At 73.6% G+C, this 22,168-nt stretch carries 21 protein-coding genes; 9 read left to right on the forward strand and 12 right to left on the reverse strand.

Annotated features, from left to right (window positions below):
• Positions 1–179 precede the first annotated feature (179 nt).
• The 4 genes from C6361_RS23305 to aspS all read right to left on the reverse strand — a co-directional run bounded on the left by C6361_RS23305 (position 180) and on the right by aspS (position 5,885).
• Entirely contained in the window at positions 180–1,550 is a 1,371-nt protein-coding gene (locus C6361_RS23305; protein ID WP_107269004.1) for an MFS transporter, read from the reverse strand.
• On the reverse strand, positions 1,547–2,209 hold the full coding sequence (locus C6361_RS23310; protein ID WP_107269005.1) for a helix-turn-helix transcriptional regulator: 663 nt from the start codon (positions 2,207–2,209) through the stop codon (positions 1,547–1,549). Before C6361_RS23310 ends, C6361_RS23305 begins: the two co-directional genes overlap by 4 nt.
• A 225-nt stretch (positions 2,210–2,434) precedes the next feature.
• Positions 2,435–3,958 carry a hypothetical protein gene (locus C6361_RS23315; protein ID WP_107269006.1) on the reverse strand — a complete coding sequence of 508 codons (1,524 nt, stop codon included), beginning with the start codon at positions 3,956–3,958 and terminating at the stop codon, positions 2,435–2,437.
• Between the two features lie 118 nt (positions 3,959–4,076).
• Positions 4,077–5,885: an aspartate--tRNA ligase gene (aspS, locus tag C6361_RS23320; RefSeq protein ID WP_107262835.1), complete on the reverse strand. Its 1,809-nt coding sequence runs from the start codon at positions 5,883–5,885 to the stop codon at positions 4,077–4,079.
• 166 nt (positions 5,886–6,051) lie between these two features.
• On the opposite strand from aspS, the gene C6361_RS23325 reads away from it, so the two are divergent.
• Positions 6,052–6,708 (forward strand): alpha-ketoglutarate-dependent dioxygenase AlkB, encoded by a 657-nt coding sequence (locus C6361_RS23325; protein WP_107269007.1) that lies wholly within the window; start codon positions 6,052–6,054, stop codon positions 6,706–6,708.
• Between the two features lie 76 nt (positions 6,709–6,784).
• Here the strand turns inward: C6361_RS23325 and C6361_RS37680 are convergent, their stop codons facing one another.
• The 6 genes from C6361_RS37680 to C6361_RS23355 all read right to left on the reverse strand — a co-directional run bounded on the left by C6361_RS37680 (position 6,785) and on the right by C6361_RS23355 (position 11,910).
• A complete protein-coding gene (locus C6361_RS37680) occupies positions 6,785–7,192 on the reverse strand; it encodes a hypothetical protein (RefSeq protein WP_199853059.1) in 408 nt (135 codons plus the stop codon).
• The gene (locus C6361_RS23335; protein WP_159079440.1) at positions 7,170–7,694 is read right to left on the reverse strand and encodes a hypothetical protein; all 525 of its coding nucleotides are present in this window, start codon (positions 7,692–7,694) and stop codon (positions 7,170–7,172) included. The genes C6361_RS37680 and C6361_RS23335 overlap by 23 nt, the downstream gene beginning before the upstream one ends.
• Positions 7,687–8,439 (reverse strand): hypothetical protein, encoded by a 753-nt coding sequence (locus C6361_RS23340; protein WP_107269009.1) that lies wholly within the window; start codon positions 8,437–8,439, stop codon positions 7,687–7,689. Before C6361_RS23340 ends, C6361_RS23335 begins: the two co-directional genes overlap by 8 nt.
• A gap of 276 nt (positions 8,440–8,715) precedes the next feature.
• A complete protein-coding gene (locus tag C6361_RS23345) occupies positions 8,716–9,216 on the reverse strand; it encodes a GbsR/MarR family transcriptional regulator (RefSeq protein WP_107269010.1) in 501 nt (166 codons plus the stop codon).
• Between the two features lie 154 nt (positions 9,217–9,370).
• Positions 9,371–10,999 carry an ABC transporter permease gene (locus tag C6361_RS23350; protein WP_107269011.1) on the reverse strand — a complete coding sequence of 543 codons (1,629 nt, stop codon included), beginning with the start codon at positions 10,997–10,999 and terminating at the stop codon, positions 9,371–9,373.
• The gene (locus C6361_RS23355) at positions 10,999–11,910 is read right to left on the reverse strand and encodes an ABC transporter ATP-binding protein (RefSeq protein ID WP_107269012.1); all 912 of its coding nucleotides are present in this window, start codon (positions 11,908–11,910) and stop codon (positions 10,999–11,001) included. The genes C6361_RS23350 and C6361_RS23355 overlap by 1 nt, the downstream gene beginning before the upstream one ends.
• Before the next feature lie 214 nt (positions 11,911–12,124).
• On the opposite strand from C6361_RS23355, the gene C6361_RS23360 reads away from it, so the two are divergent.
• From C6361_RS23360 to C6361_RS23390, 7 genes are all read left to right on the forward strand, one after another.
• Positions 12,125–12,427 (forward strand): urease subunit gamma, encoded by a 303-nt coding sequence (locus C6361_RS23360; protein WP_101371287.1) that lies wholly within the window; start codon positions 12,125–12,127, stop codon positions 12,425–12,427.
• 11 nt (positions 12,428–12,438) lie between these two features.
• Positions 12,439–12,819 (forward strand): urease subunit beta, encoded by a 381-nt coding sequence (locus tag C6361_RS23365; protein ID WP_107269013.1) that lies wholly within the window; start codon positions 12,439–12,441, stop codon positions 12,817–12,819.
• The gene (locus tag C6361_RS23370) at positions 12,816–14,525 is read left to right on the forward strand and encodes an urease subunit alpha (RefSeq protein WP_107269014.1); all 1,710 of its coding nucleotides are present in this window, start codon (positions 12,816–12,818) and stop codon (positions 14,523–14,525) included. The genes C6361_RS23365 and C6361_RS23370 overlap by 4 nt, the downstream gene beginning before the upstream one ends.
• A 13-nt stretch (positions 14,526–14,538) precedes the next feature.
• Entirely contained in the window at positions 14,539–15,204 is a 666-nt protein-coding gene (locus C6361_RS23375) for an urease accessory protein UreF (RefSeq protein ID WP_107269015.1), read from the forward strand.
• Between the two features lie 127 nt (positions 15,205–15,331).
• Positions 15,332–16,060 carry an urease accessory protein UreG gene (ureG, locus tag C6361_RS23380; protein ID WP_199853544.1) on the forward strand — a complete coding sequence of 243 codons (729 nt, stop codon included), beginning with the start codon at positions 15,332–15,334 and terminating at the stop codon, positions 16,058–16,060.
• On the forward strand, positions 16,060–16,947 hold the full coding sequence (locus C6361_RS23385; RefSeq protein ID WP_107269016.1) for an urease accessory protein UreD: 888 nt from the start codon (positions 16,060–16,062) through the stop codon (positions 16,945–16,947). Before ureG ends, C6361_RS23385 begins: the two co-directional genes overlap by 1 nt.
• 9 nt (positions 16,948–16,956) lie before the next feature.
• Complete coding sequence (locus tag C6361_RS23390) at positions 16,957–17,679, forward strand: DUF998 domain-containing protein (protein ID WP_107269017.1); 723 nt, start codon at positions 16,957–16,959, stop codon at positions 17,677–17,679.
• 88 nt (positions 17,680–17,767) lie between these two features.
• Here the strand turns inward: C6361_RS23390 and C6361_RS23395 are convergent, their stop codons facing one another.
• Positions 17,768–18,808 (reverse strand): S1 family peptidase, encoded by a 1,041-nt coding sequence (locus tag C6361_RS23395; protein ID WP_107262847.1) that lies wholly within the window; start codon positions 18,806–18,808, stop codon positions 17,768–17,770.
• Positions 18,809–19,022: 214 nt separating this feature from the next.
• Between C6361_RS23395 and C6361_RS23400 the strand changes: the two genes are divergently transcribed.
• Positions 19,023–19,871, forward strand: a complete 849-nt coding sequence (locus tag C6361_RS23400) for a GDSL-type esterase/lipase family protein (RefSeq protein WP_107269018.1) — start codon at positions 19,023–19,025, stop codon at positions 19,869–19,871.
• Positions 19,872–19,887: 16 nt separating this feature from the next.
• Here the strand turns inward: C6361_RS23400 and C6361_RS23405 are convergent, their stop codons facing one another.
• Positions 19,888–22,089, reverse strand: a complete 2,202-nt coding sequence (locus C6361_RS23405) for a WD40 repeat domain-containing protein (RefSeq protein ID WP_107269019.1) — start codon at positions 22,087–22,089, stop codon at positions 19,888–19,890.
• Positions 22,090–22,168 lie beyond the last annotated feature (79 nt).

Here is a 22,168-nt window from a genome sequence, read left to right on the forward strand (position 1 = left end):
GGGTCCCAGTAGGTCGGCCAGGATGTACCCGACGGCGCCCCGGGCCAATCCACCGGCGGCCGCCGGCCGGGGTAGCCGGCGGCGGTGGCGCGGGTAGCGGCCGGTGGCACCGCCGGACATCCTTCGGGGTGCGGGACCGGGAAGCCACCGGGCCGACCGGCGCTAGCCGTGGCTCGACGTCACCGACCCGCTCTCCCCTGGACCTCGACGGCGGTCGGCACCGACCCGGCCGGACCCGACTCGGTCGGAGCCGACCCGCTCGGAGCCGACTGGGTCGGATCTGGCTCGGTCGGATCTGGCTGGGCGGGGACCGGCGCGCGGCGGCTCGCCCACCAGGCCGGCAGGTAGAGCGGTGCGGCGGCGGCCAGTACGACGCCGCCCACCACCATCGCCGTACTCACCGAGGTCGCCGCGGCCAGCGAGGTGAGCACGACGCCGCCGAGCGCGCCGGCCGGCTGGGCCACCATCGAGTTCAGCGAGATGACACTGTTCCGGTACGGCCCGTCGACCTGCCGGTGCAGCAGCCCGGCGTGCAGCGGGTTGGAGGCGCCGTGCACGGCGTAGCAGAGCAGGTAGGCCGCGATGATCCCGACCGGCCCGGCGAGCAGTCCCATCCCGACGACCGTGGCGCCCTGGAGGATCCGGAGCAGCCCGGCGCTGATCGGCACTCCCAGCCACCGGCTTGCGTACGCGATCAGCGCCGCGCCGCCCGCCGAGGCGAGCCAGGCCACCGAGGCGGTCGGACCGAGCAGCGCCGCCGCCCGGTCGGGGTCGCCGAGCACCTCGGCGAGCCGGACCGGCAGCAGCGCCTCGAAGGTGACCATCCCGAAGCCCCAGAACAGCTCCACCGAGATCAGCGCCAGCACGATCCGGGAGCGGCGGGCCAGCCCCAGCGCGCCGCCGATCGCGCCGGGTACCGCCCGGAGCGAGCCGCGCAGCGCGGCGACACCGGCGGCCGGGCGCACCTCCACCAGCAGCAGCAGCATGGTGGCCAGGGCGCCGACCTCCAGGACGATCGCCACCAGCACCGGCAGGGTGAGCGCGCTGATTCCGCCGACCGGATCGAGCGCGACCAGGCCGCCGCTGAGCAGTGCGCCGGCCCCGATGCAGATGCCGAGGACGACCCCACCGGCGCTGAGTCCCCGCTCGATCGGCGCGTCGGGGTCGGCGGCCAGCGCGGCGTCGACGTACCAGGACTCGAGCGGGCCGCTGTCCAGGGCCCGGTAGATGCCCTGGAGCAGGAAGACCAGGAGGAGCAGCGCGAAGGAGTCGGCGGTCAGCAGGAGCAGCAGCGATCCGAGGTTGATCAGCATCGCCCCGACCAGCACCGGTTTGCGTCCCAGCGCGTCGGCGAATCCGCCGGTCGGCAGCTCCAACGCGAGCACCACCAGTCCCTGGGCGGCGGCGACGAACCCGACCTGCGGCAGGCTGAGCCCGCGTTCCAGCAACAGCAGCATGAGCACGGGGATCAGCAGCCCGGTGGGCAGCCAGCGCAGCCCGTGCAGGATCAGGTAACGCCGCCGGACCTGCCGGCCGGTCAGCGCGGTCACGACCGCTCTCCGTCCCCGTCGACTCCGCCGGCCAGGGGTATCCGGGTGCGCACCGGAAAGCTGTGCAGGTAGAGCAGGACCTGCTCGGTGCCGTCCCCGGGCTCCGGCAGGTCGGCAGCCTCGACCGCCGGTACGGCGTGCCGGTAGCGGTCGACCACCGCGTGCAGTTCGTCGTTGAGCTGGCGCAGCTCTGCCGGGGTCAGCCGGAGCAGCACGTCGGAGAAGGTCGCCGCGTCACGCCACTCGACCGGGTATTCGTGCTGCTCAATGATCCAGCGCTCGGTCAGGTCGGCGTGCAGCCGCACCGCGTGCCGGTGCAGCCAGTCGGCGGCGGCCAGCGCGTCCGGGTCGCCGTCGAAGTTGCTCCGGCGCCAACTGCTGAACTGGTGCGCGGCCCGCCACCAGCGCTGCCGCCCGGAACCCCGGTCCGGCTCCTCCACCACCAGCCCGGCGTCGGCGAGCTGCCGCAGGTGGTAGCTGGTGGCGCCGGTGTTGGTGTCGAGTGCCTGGGCCAGCCGGGTCGCGGTGGCCGGACCGTGGGAGCGGAGCGCGATCAGCAGTCGGGCGCGCAGCGGATGGGCGAGGACGCGGATCTGGGTGCCGTCCAGCGCCACCACCGAGGACGAGGGCTGCTCCGGAGGTGTCGGCTCGGGTTCCATGAATGCACAATAACTGTGCACAGGGCCTGTGCACAATAGTTGTGCATAGAATCTGTGGACGTGGTGCGGCATGGTCTTCCGCCGACTGGGCGGGCCGGAAACCGAAGAGGCGTGCCGGCCGGGTCCGTGGACCCGGCCGGCACGCCGTCACCTATGGCACCGCCCCGCCCCCCGACGGGAGGCCGTCATCGCCTCCGGTCAGCGGGAGGCGGTCGTCGCCGCCGGTCAGCCGCCCGGGAACGAGTTCGGGTCGACCTCGCTGGTCTGGGCGTTGCCGCCCGCGACCGGGGTCAGCGTGATCGTCCAGATCGTGTACTGGCTGGAGGTGGTGGTGAACTTGAAGGTGTCCTCGAACCGCTGGAAGTTGCAGTTCCGGCTGAACGCCTTGGCCCGGGCGTCCCAGTCCTTGCCACCGGTCATGTAGATCCGGTAGGTGCCGTCCTTGACCGAGGAGACGGTGTGCTTGCCCTTGGCCCGGACGTAGACGCTGACCGTCGGCGTCTTGGCGCTGCCCAGCACCAGGTTGATGACCGCGTCGCTGCTGCCGCCGTTCTCGATCTTCAGTTGCCCCTGCCCGCTGCGCACCCGCTTGATGTACGCGCCGTTGCTCAGCCGCCGGTTGCTGTCCGCCGTCTTCTTCGGCACGAACTTGCCGACCTGGTACGGCTGCGCCGGGTCCGCCGCCGCCAGCGCCTGCTGCGCGGTGCGTACGTCCTCGGCGGCCGGGTCACGGCTCAGCCGGGCCAGCGCGGACGAACCGAGGCAGACCTCACCGGCCCCGGCGGCCGAACCCGTCTCGGTGATCGAGTCGACCATGCCCTCCAGCCCGCGCAGCAGGTCGGCGTGCGCCGTCGCGGCGTTCTGCGGCGGCACCACGTTGGACAGTGCGCTGATCTGCTGGTCGAGCGTCCGCCCGATGGTGCCGGCGGCGGCGCCCACCGCCTTGGGGTTCTTGGCCGCGCCGAGCTGGGTGAAGCCGGGCGCCAACGCCTTGTCGACCTCGGCCAGCAGCGCCTGGTATTCCTGGACGCTGATCGGCGCCGCGCTCGGCGACGGCTCCCCGTCCTGCCCGGAGGCCGTCCGGTTCGAGGGCGGGTCGTCGGAGCCCCGGTTGCCGGCCCAGATCAGCAGCGGTACCGCCAGGGCGACCAGCAGGACCACGGCGACGGCACCGCCGACGATGGCGATGATCTTGCCGCGCCCCGACTTGGCGGGCGGCGGCGGAAACGCACCGAACTGCGGCGGGCCGCCGAACGGCGGGCCGGGCGGGCCGGCACCGAACGGGGTCGGCGGACCCGAGACCGGCGGGGTGCCGAACGGAGCCGTGGGCGGACCCGAGACCGGCGGGGTGCCGAACGGAGCGGTCGGCGGGGCCGAGACCGGCGGCGGCGCCCCAAACTGAGCCGTCGGCGGGGCCGAGACCGGCGGCGGTGCCCCGAACGGCGTGGTCGGCGGGGCCGACGTCACCGGCGGGACCGGGCCACCGAACGGAGCGGCTCCGAAGCTCGTGGGGACCGCGCCGCCTCCGCCCGGCACGATCCGGATCTGGACGTACGCGTCCCGGGGCGGGCCGCCGGGCACGGTCGCCGGCCCGATGCCGGGCAGCCGCAGTACGGTGCCGTCGCCGAGCCCGGCCGGGATCCGCAATGGGGTGCTCTGGCCCGACCAGGGCAGCACGACGGTCTTGACGACCTCGGTTCCCGCCTCGCTCGGGTCCAGGTCGATGATCAGATCAGGGTTGGGCGCCATGGACCGAGTATGAGCATCCGAAGCAAGTCGATTGCCGCCCACCCCCGGTCGTCCCGGAGCGCGCCCCGGCAGCGCCTCCCGGTACACGGACGTCCCGGGAGGCTTCGCCGCGAATGCCTCAGGAGGGCTCGACCGGGGCGGCCACCCCGGCCGTGCCGCCGTGCGGCGCCGCCGCCGGCTTCGGCTTGGCGTCGATGCCCGCCTCGGCCCGCTGCTGCGCGGTGATCGGAGTCGGCGCGCTGGTCAGCGGGTCGAACCCGCCCCGGGTCTTCGGGAAGGCGATCACCTCACGGATCGAGTCCGCCCCGGCCAGCAGCATGCAGATCCGGTCCCAGCCGAAGGCGATCCCGCCGTGCGGCGGCGGCCCGTACTTGAACGCCTCCAGCAGGAAGCCGAACTTGTCGGCCGCGTCCTCCGGGCTGAGGCCGAGCAGGTCGAAGACCCGACGCTGTACGTCGGCCCGGTGGATACGGATCGAGCCGCCGCCGATCTCGTTGCCGTTGCAGACGATGTCGTACGCGTACGCCAGCGCCCGGTCCGGCGCCTCCTCGAACCGGTCCACCCAGTCGGCGTTCGGCGAGGTGAAGGGGTGGTGCACGGCGGTCCAGCCGCCCTCGTCGGTGCGCTCGAACATCGGCGCGTCGACCACCCAGCAGAACGCCCAGGCGCTCTCGTCGACCAGGCCGGCCCGCTTGGCGATCTCGATCCGGGCCGCGCCGAGCAGCTCCTGCGCATCCCGCCGGTCGGCGCTGGCGGCGAAGAAGACGGCGTCGCCCGGCTTCGCCCCGACCGCGTCGGCCAGCCCGGCCAGGTGCTCGGCCGACAGGTTCTTCGCCACCGGCCCCCGGGCCTCGCCGGACTCGGCGTCCAGCACCACGTACGCCAGGCCACGGGCGCCGCGCGCCTTGGCCCAGTCCTGCCAGCCGTCCAGCTCCTTGCGGCTCTGCCCGGCACCGCCCGGCATCACCACCGCGCCGACGTAGCCACCGGCGTCGATCGCACCGGCGAAGACCCGGAACTCGGTGCCGCGCAGGTAGTCGGTCAGCTCGGTCAGCTCGACCCCGTAGCGCAGGTCGGGCTTGTCGGAGCCGTACCGGTCCATCGCGTCGTGCCAGGTGATCCGGGGGATCGGCCGGCCGATCTCGTGCCCGGCCAGCTCCCGCCAGAGCGTGGCGACGATCTCCTCGCCGAGGTCGATCACGTCGTCCTCGGTGACGAACGACATCTCGACGTCGAGCTGGGTGAACTCCGGCTGCCGGTCGGCCCGGAAGTCCTCGTCCCGGTAGCAGCGGGCGATCTGGTAGTAGCGCTCCATCCCGCCGACCATCAGCAACTGCTTGAAAAGCTGCGGAGACTGCGGCAGGGCGTACCAGGTGCCGGGCTGGAGGCGTACCGGCACCAGGAAGTCGCGGGCACCCTCCGGGGTCGACCGGGTCAGGGTCGGCGTCTCGATCTCCAGGAAGTCGCGGCCGTGCAGCACCTTCCGGGCGAGCTGGTTGGCCGCCGAGCGCAGCCGCAGCGCCCGGGCCGGACCGCTGCGCCGCAGGTCGAGGTAGCGGTATTTGAGGCGTACGTCGTCGCCGGCCTCCACCTGGTCGTCCACCGGCAGCGGCAGCGGCGCCGCCTCGGAGAGGATCTCCAGCCGGTCGACCGTCACCTCGATCTCGCCGGTGGCCAGCTCGGGGTTGTCGTTCCCCTCGGGGCGGCGGGTCACCTCGCCGGTGACCTGGACGCAGTACTCGTTGCGCAGCGCGTGTGCCGAATCCATCCCCTCCCGGAAGACCACCTGCACGACACCGGAGGCGTCCCGCAGGTCGACGAAGATGACTCCGCCGTGGTCCCGCCGGCGGGCGACCCAACCGGCGAGGGTCACCGTGCTGCCGGCGTCCACCGCGCGCAGGGTGCCGGCGTCATGGGTACGGATCACGACAGGTGTCTCCTCACGTCTGTCCGGGCGGTCCGGGCTGCTGCCCGACATTCTGTCAGGACGGCCCGGACCGCCCGGCGCCCCACCCGCCGCGATCGCCGAAACCCTCCTGGTCGTAGGCGCCTCCTGGTCGTACGTGCGTTCGAGCGGGGGTTACCATCGGCGCATGACGTCCGGCGCCTACCAGCCCTCGATGCTGGATCTCGCCACCGGCGCGGGGATCGCCGGTGACGGTGCCGGGCTCGGTCCGCTCGCCGGGGCACTCCGCCGGCACGAGCTGAGCTCGGGTGCCTGGGTCGACCACCTGCCCGGCTGGGTCGAGGGCTCCGACGCGGTGCTGGGTACCCTGCTCGACCGGGTCGACTGGCAGGCCGAACGCCGCCGGATGTACGACGGCGTGGTCGACGTCCCCCGGCTGCTCCGCTGGTACGCCGGCGGCGAGCCGCTCCCGCACCCGGTGCTGGACGCCGCCCGGGAGCGGCTGAGCCGGCACTACTCCGCGGAGTTGGGCGAGCCGTTCGTCACCGCCGGGATGTGTCTCTACCGGGACGGGCGGGACAGCGTCGCCTGGCACGGTGACACCCACGGCCGCTCGGCCCGCGAGGACACCATGGTCGCGATCGTCTCCTTCGGCTCGCCCCGGCCGCTGCTGCTGCGTCCGCGCGGTGGCGGCGGGCCGAGCCTGCGCTTCCCGCTCGGACACGGCGACCTGATCGTGATGGGCGGCTCCTGCCAACGCAGCTGGGAGCACGCGATTCCCAAGACGTCCCGGCCGGTGGGTCCGCGGGTCAGCGTGCAGTTCCGGCCGGCCGGCGTGGCCTGACCGGACCCCGCCCGAGCGGAGTCCGGCGGAGCCCCGGTCGCCCGGGACCCCGCCGGGATGCGCGACGCCGCCGCCGTCAGCCCTGGTGGATGTCGTCGTGCCAGGGCCCGCTGTGTGCCACGAGGGTACGGATCTGCCCGATCGTGGCGTCCGGGGCGAGGATCGCCGTGCGCCACCGCCGGATCATCATGGTCGCCTCCCCGACCACGGTCCGGAGTTCGGAAATCTCCCTGGTCGCCTTCTCCACCTGCTGCCGGGCGACGATCGTCTCCGCCTCCAGCTCGGCGACCCGCAGCTTGAGCGGTTGCACCAGGGTGAGCGCGGTGTCGGTCAGTACGTCGGCGGCGTCCGCCCGGAACCGGCGCCGTTGCAGCAGCACTGCGGCGGCCGAGGCGACTCCGCCGCCGCCACCGAGGATGCCGATGGCGGAGAGCAGGATCTGGACCCAGGGCGGGCCCGACTCAGGGGGCACTGGAGCGGTCACCGAATGCTCCTTCCACGAGTACCGGTACCCCGACCGGACCGCGCCGCTCGTGCGCCCGGGCCAGCCGGTAGAGGTGCCGGGCGATCTGCGCGCACCGCCACCAGGAGGCGACGGCCACCGCGGCGATGAAGAGACCGGCGGCGAGTCCCGGCCGGCCCGAGATGACGAAGACCGCGATGGCGTACATCCCGGTGACGGCGCCGAAGGCCAGCAGCGCACCGAGTTCCACGCCCATGCCGGTGGCGGGTTGCCCCCGCCAGGCGACCCCGCACAGCCCCGCGACCCCGGCCAGGATGAGGCCGACGGCCCAGACCTGCTCCAGCAGGGTGGGCATGGCGACGGCGACCGACCGGGGGCGGCTGTCGAGCACCACCAGGAGCACCCCGCAGACCACGGCGGTGGCCAGCGAGGTCACCTCGAACGGATGCCGACCGGAGACCATCCGGACGGGCCGGGACCGCCAGCGCGGCTGGGGACGCGGGGGTACCTCGCGATCACTCATGCCCGACCGGCCGGCCGTTGTCGAACCAGACATTGGACTTCTCCCAGGTCACTCCCGGGTGGGTGGGGCGGGCGACGATGCCGGTGCGGTGGTGGCGGCCGAAGACGTTGCCCCGGAACAGCACCGCCGAGGCGGCGAGGTCTGGCCGGATCCCGATGGTGTAGTTGCCGCCGTCGCAGTAGTTCTCCTCGAAGCGCAGGTTCTGCACGGCGAGGCCGAGACTGAGGCACGAGTTCATCGCCTCGGCCGTACTCGGCCGGTAGGCGTCCAGCCGGTTGTGCCGGATGAGCACGTCGCCGACGCCGACGACCCGTACGCAGTCGTTGTGCGAGCCGGGCACCCGGACCAGGTCGTGGATCCACGAGTCGACGACGGTGACCCGGGAGCCGATCCACAACCCGTCCTGGACATGGTGCAGGTTCACCCGGCGCAGGGTGTAGTCGTCGAAACAGACGCCGACCGGGGAGCGTCCCCGGCCGTCGATCTCCACGTCCTCGGCGACCAGGTTGACCGCCGAGTCGAAGGTCCGGATCGGAAAGGTGGCGCCGTCGGAGGTGATCCTCGACCGGCGGATCGTGACGTTCCTGGCGTGCACGCTGACCCGCCCGGTGATGTGCAGGTTCGAGATCACCTGACCGTCCCGCCGCAGGTCCAGCGGACCGGATCGGGTCAGGACGGTGTTGGGCGGTACGCCGGTGCTGGCCGGTCCCGGCCAACAGGTCAGTGGTACGAGCGGTGTGGGCATGGTCTCTCCCGAACAGACCTCGTGGGGTGCGGGCTACCGCGACAGATGCACGCCCAACGTCGCTCCGCCCGCCCGCGGGGTCCTTCAGAGGTCTGGCCCTACCGCCGGTCGGGTCGCCAGGTCGATGATCGACGGAACTCGATCACCCCGGATATCACTCATGTTACCGACGTACCGGCCATGGGACATTTGTTCGGACGGACAAATCACGGACAGAGAACGTCGCTGACCTGCGCATACTCCGTCGACGAGGCCGGTCGGGTCGGTGCGCCGGGGTCAGCCGGTCGACTCCCCGTGACTGCGCCGCCGGGTCTCGTTCCACCGCTCGACGAGCGCGGCCATCTCGTCCTGGACGAAGAAGAGGAAGTCGCGCATGTCGGCCAGTCGGGTACCGGCCGGTGACGCGTCGCCGCCGACCGCGACCACGCCCTGGTCCATCAGGTCGCCGAGTTTCTGGTAGACCCCGCTCTGCACCGCCGCCGTGTACCAGATGTCGTCCGGGGCGTGGTAGCGGTCCCGCCGGGAGTTGGGTACCGGCTCCCGCAGCACCAGGTTGACGTGCAGCAGATAGCGCAGCGCGCCGGAGATCGCGGCGGCGCTGACGCCGAGCCGCTGCGCGATCTCCCCGGCGGTGAGCCCCGGCTCGTCGGTCACCATCAGGGCGCCCAGCACCCGGGCCGCCATCCGGGGTACGCCGAGGTCGCTGAAGGACAACGCGAACTGTTCGACGAAGCGGCGTACGGCCTCCTCGTCCCGAGGAACCTCGATTCGCGTCATTCCCGTCCTTCGCTAGCTTCTGAAGATCGTGTAATTGTGCCTCAACACCGCGTGAGCAGGCCAACGGCTCCAGCCGCGCCCGTCGGGGCGCGGCTGGAGGGGTGGTAGGGGCGGCCGGCGGGACGCCTGCCGGTGGCCGGCGGGGCGGTGTCGTTCAGAGTGCCAGGTCACGCCGCCGGAACAGGGCCAGGCCGACGGCACCGAGCGCCACCGCCACCACCGCCAGCAGCACCAGCGGGGTCGCCGAGAGTTCGGCGGAGGGCAGCGCCGGTACGTGGCTGAACGGGGAGACGTCCCGGACCGCCCGGGGCAGGTTCAGCAGCTCGCCGAACTGACCGGCGATCAGGCTGACCGCGAAGCCGAGCCAGCCCAGCCCGACGGCGAGCCGGGGCAGCAGGCCGAAGACCAGCACGACGTACCCGATCATGATCAGCGCCGGCGCGGTCTGCACCAGTGCGGCGGCGCCGAGGTCCGCGAGCCGGTCGGTGAGCCCGCCGGCGCTCAGCCCGGCGACCAGGCCCGCCGAGAGGCCGGCGAGCAGCAGCAGGAAGACCGCGCCCAGGGCGGCGACGAGCAGGTGGCCGCCGAGCCAGCGCAGCCGGCCGGTGGCGGTGGCGAGCAGCGGCTCGGCCCGCCCGCCGGCCTCCTCCGCCCGGACCCGCAGCATCGCCTGCACCACGTAGCCGGCCGCCATCGCGCCGACCATCGCCAGCATCGCGGTGAAGAACGAGTCGGAGAGCGCCCCCTCGCCGCCGAGTTCCCGGATGGTCCGCGCGGCACCCTCGTTGCCGGCGAAGGCGTCCTCGACCGCGCCGGCCAGCGAGCCGATGGTCACCCCGAACAGCCCGATCGCGACGGCCCAGCCGAAGAGCGTGCCGCGCTGGAGCCGCCAGGCCAGGCCGAGCGGGCTGAGCAGCCCGCTCGCCGCCCGGCCCGGACCCGACCGGGCGGAGATCATGCCCATCCCGATGTCCCGGCGGTCGGCCAGCGCGAAGGCCACCGCGAGCAGGACGGCGAAGACCGCCACCGGGAGCGCCAGCACCCACCAGCGGTTCTCGGCGAACGGCCGGACCAGGGTGGCCCAGCCGATCGGGGAGAGCCAGGACGGCCAGGCACTGGTCATGGTGTAGCCGTCCGGCCGGACGTGGCCGAACGCGTCGCCGAGCCCGCGCAGCAGATAGCCGGCGCCGATGGTGGCGGCGGCGATCCCGTTCGCGGCCCGGGCACCCTGGCTCACCTGGGCGGCGACCGCCGCGACGGCGCCGAAGGTCAGGCCGGCGGCGCCGACACCGAGGCCGAAGGCGACCGAACCGGCGGCCGGCAGGCCGTTGCCGATCAGGGTCAGCGCGATCAGCGTGGCCAGCAGCAGGTTCGCCCCGGCGGTGACGATCATGGCCGCGGCGAGGCTGGCGTGCCGGCCGACCACCATCGAGCCGATCATCTCGGTACGGCCGGTCTCCTCGTTCTGCCTGGTGTGCCGGACCACGGCGAGGGTGCTCATGAACCCGGCCAGCACGGCGAGGAAGGTGAGGATCTGGAAGGCCATCATGTCGCCGTCGTCGACCCCGGTCGGCGCGTTGCGCAGCATCAGGATCGCCGGGGTGTCCACGGCGGTACGCAGCGCGGTCAGCCGCGCCGCCTCGGTCGGGAACTGCTCCCGTACGGCGGTGTACGTGAAGGAGGCCAGCACCGTCGTACTAAGGATCCACAGTGGCAGTTGGATCCGGTCGCGGCGCAGTGCCAGCCGGGTGAGCCGGGCGGTACCGGTGAAGGTGCCGGCCATCACACGCCGGCCAGTTCGTCGCGGGCCTCGCGGCCGCCGTAGTGCCGCATGAACAGCTCCTCCAGCGAGGGCGGTGAACTCGTCAGCGCGCGCACCTCGAAGCGGCGCAGGTGTCCGAGTACCGGATCCAGCTCGGTGGAGTCGACGTCGAACCGGGCCTGCGTCCCCTCGACCCGGGCGTCGTGCACCCCGGCCAGCTCGGCCAGCCCGGTGATCGGCCGGGCGGTCTGCACCGAGATGGAGGTACGGGTCAGGTGCCGCAGTTGCGCCAGCGTGCCGGACTCCACGGTCCGGCCCTGCCGGATGATGCTCACCCGGTCGCAGAGCGCCTCCACCTCGGAGAAGATGTGGCTGGAGAGCAGCACGGTCCGGCCCTGCCGCTTCACCTCGCGTACGCACTCCTGGAAGACCGCCTCCATCAGCGGGTCGAGCCCGGAGGTCGGCTCGTCGAGGATGTAGAGCTCGACGTCGGAGGCGAAGGCGGCGACCACGGCGACCTTCTGCCGGTTGCCCTTGGAGTACGTCCGGGCCTTCTTCGTCGGGTCGAGTTCGAAGCGCTCCAGCAGCTCGTCCCGGCGGCGCCGGTCCAGCCCGCCGCGCAACGCCCCGAAGAGGTCGATCGCCTCGCCACCGGTCAGGTTCGGCCAGAGGTTCACGTCACCGGGCACGTACGCCAGCCGCCGGTGCAGCGCCACCGCGTCCCGCCACGGGTGTCCGCCGAGCAGGCTCACCCGGCCGGCGTCGGCCCGGAGCAGCCCCAGCAGGACCCGGATGGTGGTCGACTTCCCGGCGCCGTTCGGGCCGAGGAAGCCGTGCACCTCGCCGACGTCGACGGAGAGGTCCAGCCCGTCCAGCGCGCGGCTCCGGCCGAAGGACTTGACCACGCCGGAGACCGAGATAGCAGTAGTCATGAGGCCGACGGTACGCCCGATTCACAAGTTTGTGAAAACTCGGAAGCGTCAGGATTTCGTCAAGATACGACCTCCTCCCCCAGCCGTTCCGCCGGCCGTTCCGCCGGGCGTTCCGTCGGCCCGGCGGGTCGTCTCCGGCACGCGCCGGCCGTAACCTCATCGAAATCTCTGACTGACACGATCCGCTGAGTCCTCGCCCGCTGCGGAGGTGTCGATGTTCCTCACCCGTCACGAGCAAGAACGGCTGATGGTCCATGTCGCGGCCGATCTGGCGTGGCGCCGGCGTGAGCGCGGGCTGCGGCTCAACCATCCGGAGGCGGTCGCCGTGATCACGGCGTTCCTGCTGGAGAGCGCCCGGGACGGGCGTACCGTCGCCGAACTGATGGAGACCGGGCGGACCGTGCTCGGCCGCGACGACGTACTCGACGGTGTCCCGGAGATGATCGCGGAGGTGCAGGTGGAGGCGACCTTCCCGGACGGTACGAAGCTGGTGACCGTACACGAGCCGATTCCGTGACGGGGGCGGGCGTGATCCCCGGCGAGCTGCTGCCCGGTACGGGCGACGTGACGATCAACCCCGGCCGACCCGTGCGCACCCTCCCGGTGCTCAACACCGGGGACCGGCCGGTCCAGGTCGGCTCGCACTACCACTTCGCCGAGGCGAACCCGGCGCTGGAGTTCGACCGGGCGGCGGCCTGGGGGCACCGGCTCGGGATACCCGCCGGCACCTCGGTGCGGTTCGAGCCGGGCATCGGCCGGGACGTCGACCTGGTGCCGCTCGGCGGCGCCCGGATCGTCCCCGGACTGCGCGGCGAGTGCGCCGGCCCGCTGGACCCGCCCGACCCCGACCCCGATTCCGATCCCGTCCTCGATCCGGTCCCGCCGGAGCCCGCCGGGGAGGGTTCGTGAGCACCCTGGACCGGCGCCGGTACGCCGCCCTCTACGGTCCCACCGTCGGCGACCGGGTCCGGCTCGCCGACACCAACCTGCTGATCGAGGTCGAGCAGGACCACTGCGGGTACGGCGACGAGGCGGTCTTCGGCGGCGGCAAGGTGATCCGCGAGTCGATGGGGCAGTCCCTGGTCACCCGCGCCAACGGCGCCCCGGACACGGTGATCACCGGCGCGCTGGTGCTGGACTACTGGGGCGTGGTCAAGGCCGACGTCGGGATCCGGGACGGCCGGATCGTCGGGCTCGGCAAGGCCGGCAACCCGGACACCATGGACGGGGTGCACCCCGAGCTGGTGATCGGGCCGGGCACCGAGATCATCTCCGGCAACGGCCGGATCCTCACCGCCGGTGCGATCGACAGCCACGTACACCTGATCTGCCCGCAGATCCTGGAGACCGCGCTGGCCAGCGGCATCACCACGATCATCGGCGGCGGTACCGGCCCGGCCGAGGGGACCAAGGCGACCACGGTCACCCCGAACCCCTGGTATCTGGGGCGGATGCTGGAGGCGCTCGACCCCTGGCCGGTCAACGTGCTGCTGCTCGGCAAGGGCAACACGGTCAGCGAGGAGTCGCTCTGGGAGCAGCTCCGCGGCGGGGCCGGCGGCTTCAAGCTGCACGAGGACTGGGGCACCACCCCGGCCGCGATCGACGCCTGCCTGCGGGTCGCCGACGCCTCCGGGGTGCAGGTCGCGATCCACACCGACACGCTCAACGAGGCCGGCTTCGTCGAGGACACCCTGCGGGCGATCGGCGGCCGGTCGATCCACGCGTACCACACCGAGGGGGCGGGCGGCGGGCACGCGCCGGACATCATCCGGGTCGCCGCCGAGCCGAACGTGCTGCCGTCGTCGACCAACCCGACCCGGCCGTACACCCGGAACACCCTCGACGAGCACCTCGACATGCTGATGGTCTGCCACCATCTCAACCCGACCGTGCCGGAGGACCTGGCGTTCGCGGAGAGCCGGATCCGGCCCAGCACCATGGCCGCCGAGGACGTGCTGCACGACCTCGGCGCGATCTCGATGATCGGCTCCGACTCGCAGGCGATGGGGCGGGTCGGCGAGGTGATCCTGCGTACCTGGCAGACCGCGCACGTGATGAAGGCCCGGCGCGGCCCGCTGCCCGGCGACGGCGCCGCCGACAACGCGCGGGCCCGCCGGTACGTCGCCAAGTACACGATCTGTCCGGCCGTCGCGCACGGCATCGACGCCGAGGTGGGCTCGGTCGAGCCGGGCAAGCTCGCCGACCTGGTGCTCTGGGACCCGGCCTTCTTCGGGGTACGCCCGCACCTGGTGCTCAAGGGCGGCATGATCGCGCTCGGCCAGATGGGCGACGCCAACGCCTCGATCCCGACGCCGCAGCCGATGCTGCCCCGGCCGATGTTCGGCTCCTACGGCGCGGCACCCGCCTCGACCAGCCTCGCCTTCGTGGCCCCGGCCGCCATCGACGCGCTGCTCGCCGACCGGATCGGGATCCGCCGGGCGTTGGCCCCGGTCGCCGACACGAGGTCGCGGGGCAAAACCGACCTGCCCGGCAACGACGCCCTGCCGCGCATCGAGGTGGAGCCGGACACCTTCACGGTACGCATCGACGGTGCGGTCGTGGAGCCCGAGCCGGCGGTCGAGCTGCCGATGGCCCAGCGCTACTTCCTCTTCTGAGGACCCGACCGCCATGACCGGACTCGCCACCCTGCTGGTGCTCGCCGACGGCCGGCTGCCCGCCGGCGGCCACGCCCATTCGGGCGGGCTGGAGGCGGCGGTGACCGGTGGCCGGCTCCGCGACCTGACCGGCCTCGCCGGATTCCTCCGGGGCCGGCTCGGCACCACCGGCCGGGTCACCGCCGCCTTCGCCGCCGCCGCCTGCGCCGCCACCACCGGGGACCCCGACGGCCACCGACTCGACGCGCTGGACGCCGGGCTGGACGCCCGTACCCCCTCCCCCGCGCTGCGCCGGGCGTCCCGGGCACAGGGCCGGGCCCTGCTGCGCGCCGGTCGGGCGATCTGGTCGGTCGACCCGGCCCGCCGGGACCGGCACCATCCGGTCGCGCTCGGCATCGTGGCGGCGACGGCCGGACTCGCCCCGGTCGAGGCGGCGCTCGCCGGGGCGTACGGGACGGTCAGCGGCCCGGCCAGTGCCGCCGTACGGCTGCTCGGGCTTGACCCGTACGCCGTGCACGCGCTGCTCGCCGAGTTGGCCGGCCCGTGCGACCGGCTGGCCGCACTCGCCGCCGCCGGGGCGGACGATCCGGTCGACCGGCTGCCCGCCGACTCCGCCCCGCTGCTGGAGATCGGCGCCGAGGTTCACGCGAGCTGGGAGGTGCGTCTCTTTGCATCCTGACCGACCCGACCACGAAACCGGCATCCGCCGACAACCCGACGGCGGAATGCCGCAGCAACACACCGACGGTGGAATGCCGCTGGAACACACCGACAACGGGATCCCGCAGCAACACACCGACGGTGGAATGCCGCACCGGCACGACGATGATGTGGTTCCGCACCGGCACCCGGACCCGGACGTCGACCCCCATCCCCCACTGGGGCGGTCGACGCGGAGCGGAGCGGTCCGGGTCGGCATCGGCGGCCCGGTCGGCTCGGGCAAGACGGCCCTGGTCGCGGCGCTCTGCCGCACCCTCGCCGACGAACTGCGGCTGGCCGTGGTCACCAACGACATCTACACCACCGAGGATGCCGACTTCCTGCTCCGCAACGGCGTACTGCCGGCCGAGCGGATCCGGGCGGTGGAGACCGGCTGCTGCCCGCACACCGCGATCCGGGACGACATCTCGGCCAACCTCGACGCGGTGGAGGAACTGGAGGTACTGCTCGGGCCGCTGGACCTGATCCTGGTGGAGAGCGGTGGGGACAACCTCACCGCCACCTTCAGCCGGGGGCTGGTGGACCGGCAGATCTTCGTGGTCGACGTGGCCGGCGGGGACAAGGTGCCCCGCAAGGGCGGCCCGGGGGTGACCGGCGCGGACCTGCTGGTGGTGAACAAGACCGACCTCGCCCCGCTGGTCGGCGCCGACCTGTCGGTGATGGCCCGGGACGCGTCCGCCCGGCGCGGCCCGCTGCCGACCGTCTTCCTCTCCCTGGTGGAGGATCCGGCCGCCACCCCCGTCGCCGACTGGATCCGCACCCTGCTGCCGGCACCGGCGGTGCCGGTGGACGACCGCCCGGGACACCCGGGCTGATGCGGGCACTGGCCCGGATCGTCGCCGAGGCCGACCCGCCGCGCGGAACCCGGCTGACCGTGCTGCGCGGCGAACCGCCACTGCTGCCGCGCCGGACCGGACCGGTCGGCCCGGCGGACCCGGACCGCGAGGTCGAACTGCACCTCGTCGGCGGGGCGGCCGGACCGCTCGGCGGCGACCGGCTGCGGATCGAGATCGAGGTCGGGCCGGGGGCGCGACTCTGCGTACGGAGTGTCGCCGCCTCGCTGGCGCTGCCGGCGCGGGACGGTGCCGAGTCCCGGCTCGCCGTACGGGCCCGGGTGGCGGCCGGTGGACGACTGCGCTGGCTGCCCGAACCGCTGATCGGGGCGGCCGGCTGTGCGCACCGGACCGACTCCCGGGTCGAACTCGCCGAGGGTGCGGCGCTGTACTGGCGGGAGGAACTGGTCTGCGGCCGGCACGCCGAGCCGGTCGGCGACGTACGGCTGGAGATGACGGCGCGGTACGGCGGCCGTACGCTGCTCCGCAACGATCTCGCGGTCGGACCCGGCGCGGCCGGCTGGTCGGGCCCGGCGGTGCTCGGCGGCGGCCGGGCGGTCGGCTCGGTGCTGCTGGTCGACCCGGCCTGGACCGAAACTCCGCCACCCCGGCCGGCCCCCGACGACCGGCTGGTGCCACCCGGTCCCGGCGCACCGACCCGGGTCGGGCCGTCCGGGGCGGTGCCGTCGGGGGTGGCGGCGGCGGTGCTGCCGCTGGCCGGCGGCCCGGCCGTGCTGGTCAGTGCGGTCGGCGCGGACGCGCGGGCGGTCCGGGCCCGACTCGACCGGGCGCTCGACTGGCCAGCCGGCGCGGTCGAAGCGGGCGGCAGAGCGGCATATCGACACGTACCCGGGCATGCTGTCACGTAGTGTGACGGCATGCCTGCGGTGCCCTGGTGGGCGGTTTTCTCGGCGGCGGCCCTGCCGGTGCTGCTGGTGATCGGATGGACCGTCGCGGCCGTACGGCAACCGCCCGGCTACGACCCCTGGGGTGACACGGTCAGTTCACTCTCCTCCTACGGGATGCTGGACCGGCAGATCCTGATCGGCTGCCTGGCCGGGCTCGGGGTGGCCCACCTGGTCACCGCGATCGGCCTGCGCCCGGTCCGCACCGCCGCCCGGCTGGTGTACGGCCTCGGCGGGGTGGCCACGGTCCTGGTGGCGGCGGTGCCGAAGACCGACGCCCAGACTCCCCGGGCGCACGGCGTCTCCGCGGTGGTCGCCTTCGTGGCCCTGGCCGCCTGGCCGGTGGTGGCCGCCCTGCCGCTACTGCGCCCCGCTCGGACCCGGCGCCGGCAGCTCGGGCCCCGACACGACCGGCCGGGCGAGCCCGGTCACCCCCCGGCGGACCGGACGGCAACCTGGGCGGCGGACCGGACGGCGGACCGGCCATGGGTACTGCGTCCGGCGGTCGGCACCGCCGTCTCGCTGGTGATGCTCGGCCTCGGCCTGTGGCTGGCGCTGCAACTGCCCGACGGCGGTTGGGCGGGGCTGGCCGAACGGCTGACCGCCGGCACGGAGGCGCTCTGGCCGCTGATCGTGGTGCTGACCCTGTTCCGTCGGACCCGTCGGCGACCGGCGACGGCACGCCGATCGGCGTGATCGGGAGGGTGGGTGCCGGCCGTTCGCCGACACCCACCGCAGATCCCGATCACGCCGATGGATCACCGGCCCGAATCAGTCCGGTGGATCAGTAGACCTGTACGCCGTACGCGTTGAGCGCCTCGACGACCGGCTGGAAGTACGTCGTGCCGCCGGTGCTGCAGTTGCCGCTGCCGCCCGAGGTCAGGCCGAGCGCCGTGTTGCCGGCGAAGAGCGGGCCGCCGCTGTCGCCCGGCTGGGCGCAGACGGTGGTCCGGATCAGGCCGGAGACGGTGCCGCTGCCCTGGTAGGTGACGGTCGCGTTGAGCGCGGTCACCCGGCCGCTGCGCAGCCCGGTGGTGCTGCCGCTGCGCTGCACCGACTGGTTGACGGTCGGGTTGGCCGCACCGGTGATGTCCCGGCTGCCGCTGTACAGCCAGACGTCACCCGGCTGCTGCGCGGTGCTGTTGTACCGCACGATCCCGTAGTCGTTGCCGGGGAAGCTGCTGCCGGCCCGGGTGCCGATCACGGAGCCGCCGGAGCTGCTCGACCAGTTCGCCCCGGCGTTGGTGCAGTGGCCGGCGGTGAGGAAGTAGTAGGTGCTGCCGCTGCGGACGTTGAAGCCGAGCGAGCACCGGCTGCCGCTGGTGTAGATCGCCTGGCCGCCGGAGATGGTGGTGCTCAGCGTGCCGGGGATCGACTGGATCCGGACGGCACCGCCGAAGCGCGCCGTGACCGACTTGATCTTGGCGAGCTTGGCACCGGTGACCGTGCTGTCCACGTCGACCGCAACCTGGTTGCTGACCGGGTCGACGTACCACGCGGTGCCCGGGATCCGGGCCGACCTGTCCAACTCGGCGGTGACCTGGGCCAGTTCGGCCGCACCGCGGGTGACGACCTTGGCGGTCGCCCCGGAGGCCCGGACCTGGCGGGCCGCCGCCTCGTCGGTCACGGTGACGACCATCTTGCCGTCGGCGCCGAGGTAGGTGCCGGCGGACCGGGCGCCGAGCCGCTCGGAGAGCGCCGTCGCGGCCTCCGGGCTGGCGACCGGGGCAGCCTGCGCCGGTACGCCGATCAGCATGCCGGCGACGAGTGAGCCCGCCGCGGACGCGATCGCGACAAGGCGGATCGATGACCTTGTGGGTCGCATGTAGAGCCTCCCAAGGGGGGTTTGGAGGTGTCTGCGCCGAGTTGGCACATGTGATACGAGTATTCAGACATCTAAGATCATGAACAAGATGCCTAACATATCGCCTGCAACAGGGCGTTCGCCTTATGGTCAGCTCCGTTGTGGAGACTCAGGCCGCTCTATATGATTCGCCCACCCCCAGCTGGCTCAGGCAACCGCGATCCGGAGGCCGCCCATGTCCGCTCCCCGCCGTACCGCCACCCTCCTCGCCACCCTCCTCGCCACCGTCGTGCTCGTCGGCTCGGTCGGGCTCGTCGCCGGCCCGGCGCAGGCCGACCCCGGCCCACCGCCCGCCTCGATGGCCAGCCTGGGTGACTCGATCACCCGGGGATTCAACGCCTGCGGGTGGTACGTCGACTGCCCGTCCCGCTCCTTCAGCACCGGTGACGACTCCGGGGTGAACAGCCACTACCTGCGGATTCGGGCGGTGAACCCGGCGATCGCCGGCCGCAACCACAACGACGGACGCTCCGGCGCCAAGTCCGCGGACATGGCCGGCCAGGCCGACACCGCCGTCTCGCAGGGCGTCGGCTACGTGACGATGCTGATCGGCGCGAACGACGCCTGCACCAGCTCCGAGTCGGGCATGACCCCGGTGGGCACCTTCCGGAGCAACATCGACGCCGCACTCGGCCGGCTGCGGTCCGGACTGCCGAACGCCCGGGTGTTCGTGATCAGCGTGCCCGACATCCAGCGACTCTGGTCGGTCGGCCGGGGCAGCGCCGCCGCCCGTACGGCGTGGTCGCTCTTCGGCATCTGCCAGTCGATGCTGGCCAGCCCGACCTCCAACGCCCAGGCCGACGTGGACCGGCGCAACCGGGTACGCCAGCGGGTGGTCGACTACAACGGCCAGCTCGCCGCGGCCTGCGCCGCGTACGGGTCGAACTGCGTCTTCGACGGCAACGCGGTGTTCAACTATCCGTTCACGCTCGGCCAGTTGTCCGGCTGGGACTACTTCCACCCGAACGCGTCCGGGCAGCGGGTGCTGGCCGAGATCTCGTACGGCGCCGGGTTCCGCTGGTAGCAGCCGGCCGGCCGGGCTATCCGGCCCGGTCCGGTGGTGGGCGGTAACCGACGAGTCCGTCCCCGGTCGCCACCACCAGCACCCCGGAGAGCGCGACGAGGTCGGTCACCGGTGCGGCCATCTCGATGGTCTGGCCCGGTCGTCCCGGCTCGCCGACGGGCTGCCACCGCAGCACGCTGCCGTCCGCCGCCACCAGCCAGCTGGTCCGGTCCGCCCGGACGACGGCCAGCGAGCGTACCGGCCGGGTGGCGGTCAGCACGACGACGGGCTCCGGCGGCAGCCCGTCGAGGACCGGAGGGGCCGGGCCGGCGGGCCCACCGCCGGCCTCGGCCCCGGCCCCGGCCTCGCCGAGGCGGCCGGCCCGGATCGACCGGACCAGCTCGGTGACGTCGGCGCAGCGGACCTGCCCGTTCCGGCCGGCTCCGAAGACCAGGCCGCGGCCGTGCACCGTCGCGGCCAGCACGGCGTACGCGGCACCGCCGAAACCGTCCAGCACCGGCCACCCGGACGGCTCCCGGGCGTCGAGTTCCCAGAGTCGTACGGTGTCGTCCTCGGCGGCGGTCAATCCGACCGGTACCCCGGCCAGCTCGCCGACCGCCAGCCCTCGGATCCGGCCGGTGTGCCCGGTGGCCGGCCCGTCCAGTCGGCCCGTGGCGACGTCGACCCGGAACAGCGCGGCCCCGTCGGCCACCAGCAGCACCCGACGGCCGTCCAGCAGCGCCACGGCGAGCGGCCCCACCGGCGTGGCGCCGTCGGCCAGCCCCGAGACGCCCACCGCCGCCACCCCGGGCCGGCCCGGGTCACGCCCGATCGGCAGGGCGGCGATCCGCTCCCCGGTGGCCGGGTCCCAGAGCCGGAGATGGTCGGCTCCGGCCTCGGCCAGCAGCGGGTGCTCGCCGGGTACCAGCGTCACCTCCGCCGGAGTCCCGGCAAGCGGCAACTCGACCTCGGCCCCGGTCGTCGGCTCGAATCCCCGGGCCGGGTGCCCGGGCGAGGCCGCGAGGAGTAGCGGACTCGCCACCGACCCGCCGGCCGCGAGGCGGGGCCCGGGGAGATCCGGAGGAGCCGTCGACCCGTCCTCCCGGTCGGCGGGCGGAGGGTCGCGGCGGAACGGGTACGGCCGCTCCGGATCCCAGACCCAGACCAGTCCCGCACCGTCCCCGGTGACCAGCATCGGCCGACCGTCGATCTCGGCCCCGATCGTCCGGGTCGGCGCCGCCTCGTACGGGTAGCGGAACGCCTCGCCGAGTTGCCGGCCGGTCTCCGGCAGCCAGGCCCGTACGGTCGCGTCGTCGCCGCTCCACAGCACGGCACGCCCGCCGAGCCGGCCGGCGAGTACGGAGTTGACCTGGCCGGTGTGCCCGGTGAACGCCGGTCCGAGCGGTCGCCCGGCGCGCAGGTCCCAGCCCTGGGCCACCCGGCCTGCGGCGCCGAGCAGGACCTGCCGGCCGGAGAGCTCCGCGAAGGTCAGCACGGTCACCAGCCCGGCGACCTCGAAGTCGTACCCGCCGAGCGGCTCGACCCGGACGGCGTCGCCGGCCGACGTCGACGCCAGCCGCCACAGCGAGACCCGGCCGGTGCTGGTGCCGACCGCCAGCACGGCGCCCTCGCCCGCCTCGGTCGCGGCCAGGACGCTGATCCGGTCGCTGCCGGTCCGCAGCGTGCGCACCCGGGCGCCCCGGTCGGCACCGAGCGACCAGATCTCCAGGTGCGGCGAGCCGCCGGTCAGCACCGCGAACGGGCGGCCGGCCAGCGCGACGGTCGCCAGGGAGCGCACGTCGCCGCACCACTGCCGCCACCGGTTCCGGCCGGTGTCGAGGTCGCTCACCTGGAGATAGCCGGCCCCGGCGCCCGAGACGACCAACTGCTCGCCGTCGATCCGGGTCGTCGCGGACGACCGCGCGTGCGCCCGTTCGTCCACCGCGCCGACGAGCGCACCGTCGGGCAGGTCGAGCACCACCCGGGCCCCGGCATAGCTGGTGACGAGGGCGCGGGGGCGCCCGGTCCGGTCGTCGGTGAAGCCGACCAGCGCGGTGACCCAGGCCGGCACCGGCTGGTACGGCCCGGGTCGCGCCGGCAGTGGTCGTGGTCGCCGACCGGCGGCGCCCCAGCTCCAGAGCGGTACGCCGGTCCAGGGTGGTGGACCGGTCCGGGCCGGTTCGGCGACCCCGGGCCGGACGGACCGCTGCGGGGTACGCCCCGCTGTCCCGTCGGTCATCGGCGGCGCGCCGTCCCGGGATGCCGCCCGTCCGGCTGGGCGATGGCCGGAGAAAACGGAAACACGATCGTGGCGATCT

The sequence above is a fragment of the Plantactinospora sp. BC1 genome (assembly GCF_003030345.1).
Classification (GTDB): domain Bacteria; phylum Actinomycetota; class Actinomycetes; order Mycobacteriales; family Micromonosporaceae; genus Plantactinospora.

Bases quoted from the DNA above. Each gene is read 5' to 3' on its own strand.
- C6361_RS23350 (WP_107269011.1), bottom strand. From the start codon at position 10,999: ATGGCCGGCACCTTCACCGGTACCGCCCGGCTCACCCGGCTGGCACTG.
- ureG (WP_199853544.1), top strand. From the start codon at position 15,332: ATGCCGCACCGGCACGACGATGATGTGGTTCCGCACCGGCACCCGGAC.
- C6361_RS23355 (WP_107269012.1), bottom strand. From the start codon at position 11,910: ATGACTACTGCTATCTCGGTCTCCGGCGTGGTCAAGTCCTTCGGCCGG.
- C6361_RS23335 (WP_159079440.1), bottom strand. From the start codon at position 7,694: ATGAGTGATCGCGAGGTACCCCCGCGTCCCCAGCCGCGCTGGCGGTCC.
- C6361_RS23390 (WP_107269017.1), top strand. From the start codon at position 16,957: ATGCCTGCGGTGCCCTGGTGGGCGGTTTTCTCGGCGGCGGCCCTGCCG.
- C6361_RS23360 (WP_101371287.1), top strand. From the start codon at position 12,125: ATGTTCCTCACCCGTCACGAGCAAGAACGGCTGATGGTCCATGTCGCG.
- C6361_RS23340 (WP_107269009.1), bottom strand. From the start codon at position 8,439: ATGCCCACACCGCTCGTACCACTGACCTGTTGGCCGGGACCGGCCAGC.
- C6361_RS23385 (WP_107269016.1), top strand. From the start codon at position 16,060: ATGCGGGCACTGGCCCGGATCGTCGCCGAGGCCGACCCGCCGCGCGGA.
- C6361_RS23400 (WP_107269018.1), top strand. From the start codon at position 19,023: ATGTCCGCTCCCCGCCGTACCGCCACCCTCCTCGCCACCCTCCTCGCC.
- C6361_RS23375 (WP_107269015.1), top strand. From the start codon at position 14,539: ATGACCGGACTCGCCACCCTGCTGGTGCTCGCCGACGGCCGGCTGCCC.
- C6361_RS23345 (WP_107269010.1), bottom strand. From the start codon at position 9,216: ATGACGCGAATCGAGGTTCCTCGGGACGAGGAGGCCGTACGCCGCTTC.
- C6361_RS23405 (WP_107269019.1), bottom strand. From the start codon at position 22,089: ATGACCGACGGGACAGCGGGGCGTACCCCGCAGCGGTCCGTCCGGCCC.
- C6361_RS23325 (WP_107269007.1), top strand. From the start codon at position 6,052: ATGACGTCCGGCGCCTACCAGCCCTCGATGCTGGATCTCGCCACCGGC.
- C6361_RS23315 (WP_107269006.1), bottom strand. From the start codon at position 3,958: ATGGCGCCCAACCCTGATCTGATCATCGACCTGGACCCGAGCGAGGCG.
- C6361_RS23310 (WP_107269005.1), bottom strand. From the start codon at position 2,209: ATGGAACCCGAGCCGACACCTCCGGAGCAGCCCTCGTCCTCGGTGGTG.
- C6361_RS23395 (WP_107262847.1), bottom strand. From the start codon at position 18,808: ATGCGACCCACAAGGTCATCGATCCGCCTTGTCGCGATCGCGTCCGCG.